The sequence below is a fragment of the Candidatus Hepatincolaceae symbiont of Strigamia maritima genome, from assembly GCF_055505085.1.
Window position 1 is genome coordinate 1 of the sequence record NZ_DBKDTU010000164.1, and the last position, 7,326, is coordinate 7,326.

The 7,326-nt window shown below is 30.4% G+C and carries 9 protein-coding genes, 1 tRNA gene and 1 pseudogene; 6 read left to right on the forward strand and 5 right to left on the reverse strand.

Annotated features, from left to right (window positions below):
• The first annotated feature begins 65 nt into the window (after positions 1-65).
• Together ACQCX0_RS04425 and ACQCX0_RS04430 are read left to right on the forward strand one after the other, a co-directional pair.
• Positions 66-141, forward strand: a tRNA-Thr gene (locus ACQCX0_RS04425).
• Positions 142-1,113: 972 nt separating this feature from the next.
• On the forward strand, positions 1,114-1,287 hold the full coding sequence (locus tag ACQCX0_RS04430) for a hypothetical protein (protein WP_462562969.1): 174 nt from the start codon (positions 1,114-1,116) through the stop codon (positions 1,285-1,287).
• Here the strand turns inward: ACQCX0_RS04430 and ACQCX0_RS04435 are convergent.
• Entirely contained in the window at positions 1,279-1,776 is a 498-nt protein-coding gene (locus tag ACQCX0_RS04435; protein WP_462562970.1) for a hypothetical protein, read from the reverse strand. The genes ACQCX0_RS04430 and ACQCX0_RS04435 overlap by 9 nt on opposite strands.
• Before the next feature lie 141 nt (positions 1,777-1,917).
• Between ACQCX0_RS04435 and ACQCX0_RS04440 the strand changes: the two genes are divergently transcribed.
• The 4 genes and pseudogenes from ACQCX0_RS04440 to ACQCX0_RS04455 form a co-directional block, all read left to right on the forward strand.
• Positions 1,918-2,154 (forward strand): glycosyl hydrolase 108 family protein, encoded by a 237-nt coding sequence (locus ACQCX0_RS04440; RefSeq protein WP_462562971.1) that lies wholly within the window; start codon positions 1,918-1,920, stop codon positions 2,152-2,154.
• A 143-nt stretch (positions 2,155-2,297) separates the two neighbouring features.
• Positions 2,298-2,654 (forward strand): hypothetical protein, encoded by a 357-nt coding sequence (locus ACQCX0_RS04445; RefSeq protein ID WP_462562972.1) that lies wholly within the window; start codon positions 2,298-2,300, stop codon positions 2,652-2,654.
• Positions 2,655-2,660: 6 nt separating this feature from the next.
• Positions 2,661-2,858, forward strand: coding sequence for a hypothetical protein (locus tag ACQCX0_RS04450; protein ID WP_462562973.1), 198 nt, complete (start codon positions 2,661-2,663; stop codon positions 2,856-2,858).
• 56 nt (positions 2,859-2,914) lie between these two features.
• Positions 2,915-3,274: pseudogene (locus ACQCX0_RS04455) on the forward strand (N-6 DNA methylase); the annotation flags it as partial.
• A 483-nt stretch (positions 3,275-3,757) separates the two neighbouring features.
• Here ACQCX0_RS04455 and ACQCX0_RS04460 read toward each other — a convergent pair.
• The 4 genes from ACQCX0_RS04460 to sdhA all read right to left on the reverse strand — a co-directional run bounded on the left by ACQCX0_RS04460 (position 3,758) and on the right by sdhA (position 7,310).
• Positions 3,758-4,057 (reverse strand): transposase, encoded by a 300-nt coding sequence (locus tag ACQCX0_RS04460; RefSeq protein WP_462562976.1) that lies wholly within the window; start codon positions 4,055-4,057, stop codon positions 3,758-3,760.
• Positions 4,033-4,437, reverse strand: a complete 405-nt coding sequence (locus tag ACQCX0_RS04465) for an IS1595 family transposase (RefSeq protein WP_462562977.1) — start codon at positions 4,435-4,437, stop codon at positions 4,033-4,035. The genes ACQCX0_RS04460 and ACQCX0_RS04465 overlap by 25 nt, the downstream gene beginning before the upstream one ends.
• Positions 4,438-4,716: 279 nt before the next feature.
• Positions 4,717-5,499, reverse strand: coding sequence for a succinate dehydrogenase iron-sulfur subunit (locus ACQCX0_RS04470; RefSeq protein ID WP_462562974.1), 783 nt, complete (start codon positions 5,497-5,499; stop codon positions 4,717-4,719).
• Positions 5,500-5,522: 23 nt separating this feature from the next.
• On the reverse strand, positions 5,523-7,310 hold the full coding sequence (gene sdhA, locus ACQCX0_RS04475) for a succinate dehydrogenase flavoprotein subunit (RefSeq protein WP_462562975.1): 1,788 nt from the start codon (positions 7,308-7,310) through the stop codon (positions 5,523-5,525).
• Positions 7,311-7,326: the final 16 nt, after the last annotated feature.

Sequence of the window (7,326 nt, forward strand, 5' to 3'; positions counted from 1 at the left end):
TTCATAGCAAAATACATAAAATCATAGTTGCATACGTTTATAAAATATAGTATATTAATTAGGATGCCGGGTTAGCTCAGTTGGTAGAGCAACTGATTTGTAATCAGTGAGTCAGGGGTTCGACTCCTCTATCCGGCACCATGCTATATGATTGTAGCATACAGAATTTGTTGGGAATTTATACCACTTTTTGATATAAATTATTAATAATGCCTCAAGCTCTTATTGTTCAATAACTACAGCTAGTTTTTACGCTTGCATTTTTTTAACAGTTGGGTATTTAATTTTTTATAAAAAAATAGATACTTCGCTTATAAGTACCTATTTACTTATGTTTTCTTTAAAAGTTAATTTTTGGCAGTTTTAGATGGCAATTACCCATTATTTATTGGTAAAAAGCCACTATTTCTAACATTACTACCTATACTGTTACTCTATAACTACTACCTATCTCTGCCATTATTAACTTTCTCATTACAGCATAAATCTAAGGATAGAAGAATGGAAGAGTGTAAAAAAATAGGTAAAGTTAACTCTATTCTAAGATACACTACCAACATTTTTTATGATAGGGATTAAGAGTATGGATTACTTGCAAAATAAAGATACAATTAATCCATCTAGAACTGCAGTATTTAAAATTATTAAAATATTTACTTTAATGGTTCAAGTTACTATTTCAAAACTTAATTTATTAATTTTTTATCTTATTCAGTAGCAACTTTAAGAAAATTCAGCTACTTCAGAACTAGCATCTTTAGCTAGTTTATCAGGAACTCCGTCTTTTTTAAGGGTTTCAAATAAATTAATAGAAACAAGAGTCATAACAATACTAAATTAAATATTACTACCCGCAGTATACACAATTTCATACAAAAAAGCATGGAGAAGTAAGGATATGGAGAGTGATTGATTAATAGACAGTAATAATGATTTAGTAATTAGTTCAATTGAGGATTTTATTTTTTTGAGAGTGAAAATGTAAATATTTTGCCTTAACAGTAATTAAGGCAATGTTGTAAAGTAAAGGTCTGTTAAATGATTTAACCCTGTCTATGCTTAATTTCTTTGATATTAATAAGTTTAACGGTTGGTAAAACTATATCAGTCCCTATGGGAAATAATAGTGATTATACACAAAGAATAATAATAGGGAGAGGGCTTGTAAATAAAGGTTGTAATCATAACGAAGTAGCAAATAAATTAAAAGTTAGCTATTCAACTGCTAGAAGATATAAAAAACAGGCTAAAAATAATAATTATCATAAGCAAGAAGAGTTATTTTAATTTTATCTTAATTTTTTTTATAACTTTAAAAAAAGGGACACTTTTAATGCTACCAAGCGGATTGGTATATTGTTTTGTTCCTGTATATTCTAATATATAATATTTATTTTTTAAAGATTGATTATCAAATCCCTTAATGCCATCTACAATAATTAGACCATCTACATAATCTTCAAATATTAACAATGATTGATTATTTCCAGTACTTTGGAAAATATACCATTTGTAATTTTCATAGTCACCTAAGCCAGCAAATTTACCAACATCTTCGTTATCTTGAATGCAAGCCATATCTGTAGATAGAGATAAAATATCTGTAGAGCAATTTTTCTCCTCAGTATTAATTAATAAAACGGTAATAATTTTATCCACATTTAAAAAGTCTGGAGCTTGCTTTTTTAATTGTTCTTCTCGTTCTAACTCTCTAGTTCTGTAATCGTTGTACAAATCTGCCCATTTAATTGCTTTTGTTTCTTTTAATTCTTGCAATTCTTCTTTGGTGTAATCTTCCCATTTTTTTCCATTATTACTGTGTCCATATAAATTAAATGAGATAAAAATTCCTACATCATCTGGACAACAAACTTAGATAAATGATAGCATAATTTTTCTATAAATTAAACAAATTAAATGGCAAATTTCAAAGAAGCACTAAAAGTAGTTTTAAAACATGAGGGAGGTTATGTTGACCATAAAGATGATAAAGGTGGGGCAACCAATAAAGGTATTACCTTAAAAACCTATCAAGCATATAAGGCTAATGCAACTAAAGAAGAGGTAATTATACGCTTGACTAAGGTAAATAATTATACTATATTTTTAAAGTTAATAACTTTCTATTATAATCTATTAATAGAAAGTTATTAACATTAAGGAATCTTTGTACGCTTAAAAAAATGTTCACAACCCCACAAAAATGGGGGGTACTAGCCCTTAGATAAAATATTCATGATGATAATTCAATAATCATAGAAGAGCAAAAATCAAGCAATCCTAAAATTAATAAACTCTTGTCTACAGCATCTAAGAGTGGAAAGGGAAAAGGATATCCTGAATTTATAATATCATTTAGTAATAAAGCTGATGAAATTATAATTATAGAGTGTAAAGCAAATACTACATATCATGAGAGTAAAAATAGAGATAAATATAAAGATTATGCAGTTGATGGTGCTTTATTATATGCTAGTTACTTCAAAGAAGATTTTACTGTCACTGTTATAGCTTACAATGAATTATTAAATGATTATTCGTTAGAAGCTTCTAAAAGATGTACTTTGATAAGCACTCTTTTAATCGCACTTCAAAATAAACCTTTTTTAGAATCATATAAAAGTTATGTGTTTGCAAATGCTTGTTCAACATGATGATGCGTGGGAGATGGTACAAGCTGTATATTACAAGGAGATTGTTTTGATGAGAATCTAAAAAAAGAAATTACATTAAAAAAACCTACAGTAAGCTTCTTAAATCCACCATATCAAGATGGTAATATAGCCGAACAACTTGAATTTATAGAAAATACTCTCGATTGTCTTGTAAAAGATGGTTTATGTATTGCTATTTGTTAAATGTCTACTGTTGTATATGAAGATAAAGAGGTTATAGAAATTAAAAAAGACTTTTAGAGAAGCATACACTTGAAGCTGTTTTCTCTATGCCAGAAGATTTATTTCATCCTGTAGCAGTAAATACTTGTATTATTGTTATAAAATCCCATAATATTCATCAAGAAAATAAAGAAACTTTTTTTGGATATTTTAAAGAAGATGGATTTATTAAGCAAAAAAATAAAGGGCGGGTTGATAAAGAATTAAAGTGGAATATTATAAAAAAAAGATGGCTTGAATTCTATAAAAATAGAGAAATTATAAAGAATCTTAGCCTTATGCAAAGTGTTACTGCTGAAGATGAGTGGTGTGCAGAAGCATATATGGAAACAGATTTTAGTACCTACAAAAAAACCAATAACAGAAATAAATCTTGATTTATCTTCAATAGAATGGAAAAGTTTAGGGTATGAAAAATTATTTAAAATATCAAGAGGGAAACGATTAACAGAAATAAGTAGAATAAAGGGTAATATTCCTTATTATTCAGCTTCTGCATTCAATAACGGCTTGACAGACAATATAAATAATCCTTTATTTTTAGAGTCAATGCGATAATTTATACAACTTTTGGAGATGCTTATTATGTAAAAGATAGTTTTACAGCAAGCGATGAGATAAATATATTTAACGGAATTTTCCTTTGTTCTTTAATAGATAAAAATAAATATAAATATAGCTTTGGAAGAAAAGCATTTAAAAAACAATTTATTAAAGATAAAATAAAAGTACCAATAACTAAAGAAGGTAACCCCGATTGGCAGTTTATGGAAAATTATATAAAGTCTTTGCCTTATAGTAAGAACCTTAGCTAACTAACTCCGTATACTGTAACCTCTTACCAAACATAGAAAGTAAAGCTAAATTGAATAAATTGGTTTTACTCTCGATTCTATTATTAAATCTAAAGTAAAAACATTTATGTATTTAGATAAGTGCTTGTCACTTACTTGATGATGTGTACCGTTTAAGTATCTTCTCAACTGAGAGAAAGCACCATCAATTGTGTTTGTATAGTTATTACCGATAGCGTACTCTCCAATGCTATGGTTTACAATTTTTCTATCTTTGTAACCTTTATATAGGGTAGATGTATCTGTATATAGTTGTGCTTCTTCTGTATTTATATACTGCTCTAAAACTGGTTTAATTGTTTTAATATTAACTTACCACCTCTTTCAATCATACCTACAACCGCCATCTTATTATTACCACCTTGTGAATAAGGAGTTTTATTTTTAACATGTTTATTAGTTTCTTTACCCCCTATATAAACTTCATCTACTTCAACATCGGTATTGTAAGTAAGAGCATATCTAATTCTTTGTTGCATAAACCAAGCCGTAGCTTGTCTTACCCCTAAGTCTTTCCCTAGCTGTACAGAAGATATACCTTTATTGTGGTTTACTTCTAAATAGAAAGCTAAAAACCATTTTGTAAGAGGTAGTTTAGAATCTTCAAAGATAGTGCCAACTCTAACTGAGAATTGTTTATGACAAAGTCCACATTCAAAAAGTTCTAGTTTTTGTAGTTTATATATTTTATTTTCACTACCACAATGTACACAAGTAGGTTTTTTACCTCACCTTAAATTAATTAAGTGTTTTATACATTTTAGTTCTGTACTAAATTCTTTTTGAAATTCTACTAAACTATTGAAGTTTTTTAGCATAATTTATACTCTTAAACTCTTTATATACTTATTGCATACAAATTATTTACCTTAGTCAAGAGTATAATTACCCTCTAAATACTAATCTTAAAAAGAAGTTACATTTAATTATTCTCGCTACAGCTATATTAAAATAGTAATTTTAAATTAATGTCTTAGAGCTAATTTCTTTTTTATTTCTGCAATTGCTTTACCAGGATTTAAGCCTTTAGGGCATACGTCTGTACAATTCATAATTGTATGGCAACTAAATAATTTAGTATGATCATCTAAATCTGCCAATCTATTCCCCGTATCCTCATCTCTGCTATCTTCTATCCATCTATATGCATTTAGCAGGGTTGCAGGTCCTAAATAGCCACGTTCCCCATTCCACCAATAACTAGGACAACTGGTAGTACACGCAAAACATAAAATACATTCCCAAGTACCATCTATCTTTTCCCGTTCTTGCGGACTTTGTAGTCTTTCTTTAGTAGCTTCTACAGGAGTATCAGCTATTAACCAAGGTTTAATAGATTCATATTGAGCATATGTTGCTGTTAAATCAACTACCAAATCTTTAATAACAGGTCTATGCGGTAGTGGGTAGATCTTAATAGTTCCTTTATATTCATTCATTTTTCTAATACACGCTAGAGTATTTTTACCATTAATATTAAAAGTACAGGAACCACAAATGCCTTCCCTACAGGATCTTCTGAAAACTAAACTTGTATCTAGATCATCCTTAATTTTCATTAGAGCATCTAAAACCATTGGTCCGCAATTATCCATATCAATTTCAAAAGAATCAATTCTTGGATTTTCTTCTGTATCAGGATCCCAACGATATATTTCTAAGATTCGAATATTTTTTACATGCTCATCGGCTTTGAAGTATTGCCCTTTAATTACTTGTGAATTTTTTGGCAAAGCAAATTCTACCATTTTCTTATCTCCATCTAAATTATTTAATAAACTCTTGTTTTTGGCTGAATGTATTCTACATCAGTAGTTAATGTCCAAGTATGTACCGCTCGTTCATCTAATTTAACCTTATCAGTTTCCGAGATATATACTAAAGTATGTTTTAGCCAATTTAAATCGTCTCTTTCTTTAAAGTCTTCCCTAGAATGAGCCCCTCTACTTTCTTCCCTATATAGAGCAGAGTGAGTAATACTTTTAGCAGTAACTAATAAGTTTATTAATTCTAGAGTTTCAATTAGGGTATAATTCCAAATTAAAGATTTATCTTTGATACCAATATTAGCACTTTCTTTTGTTATATCTTCAATACTCTTAATTCCTAAATTTAGGCTATTTTTTTCTCTAAAAACTGAAGCTTCAATTTGCATAGTTTTTTGCATGGCTAATCTTACTTCTGCTACACTTTTTGTACCTTTGGAATTTCTTATAGCATCTATTCTAGAAATGGTATAATCTGCACTATTTAAAGGTAAAGGTTTCTTAGCACCATCAGTTTTAATTATCTCTGTAGCTCTTAGGGCAGTAGCTTTACCGAAAATCATTAAGTCCAAAAGTGAATTAGAGCCTAATCTGTTAGCTCCGTGTACCGATACGCAAGCAACTTCTCCTACAGCCATTAATCCAAGAACTACAGCCTCTTTATTTTGTTCATTCGGTCTAATTACCTCACCGTAGTAATTGGTAGGAATTCCACCCATATTATAATGTGCCGTAGGAATAACCGGTACAGGTTCTTTAGTTAAATCTATATCAGCAAAAATCTTAGCAGTTTCTATAATGCCAGGTAATTTTTTGTGTAACATATCTTTATCTAAATGTTCTAAATGTAAGTGAATGTGGTCTTTATTTTTTCCTACTCCTCTGCCTTCCCTAATTTCAACAGTTATAGCACGGGAACAAACATCACGTGAAGCCAAATCTTTTGCACTGGGGGCATATTTTTCCATAAATTTTTCACCGTTTGAATTTGTAAAGTATCCGCCTTCACCTCTGGCGGCTTCTGTAATTAAACATCCAGGACCATAAAGACCTGTTGGGTGAAATTGTACAAACTCCATATCTTGTAAAGGAATACCTGCTCTTGCTACCATACCGTAACCATCACCGGTACAAGTATGAGCTAAGGTGGAAGAGAAATAGCACCTACCGCCGCCACCTGTAGCTAATACTACCATATAGGAATGAAATCTATGTAGAACACCGGTCTCTAAACATAAAGCCATAACCCCTACACAATTACCATCATTATCCATAATTAGATCTGTGGAAAAATATTCTATAAAAAAATGAAGTTTATGTTTTAGACATTGTTGGTATAAGGCATGTAAAATTGCATGTCCTGTTAAATCAGCTGCTGCACAGGCTCGCGGAACTAAAGCTTCACCAAAATTACTAGTATGTCCTCCGAAGGGACGTTGGTAAATTTTGCCCTCATCAGTTCTTGAAAAAGGAACACCGTAATGCTCTAATTCGTAAACTACACTAGCAGCATTTTTACACATATATTCAATGGCATCTTGGTCTCCAAGCCAATCTGAGCCTTTTACGGTATCATACATATGCCATTGCCATTTGTCCTCTTTAATATTTCCTAAAGATGCACCGATACCTCCTTGAGCAGCAACTGTATGGCTTCTGGTTGGGAAAATTTTAGAGATACAAGCAACTGAAAGTCCTGCCTCTTTCATTCCCAAAGCTGAGCGTAGTCCTGAACCTCCTCCACCAACTACTACCACATCAAAATTATGATCTATGATTTTGTAATCACTCATTAAAATAATTCCTTAT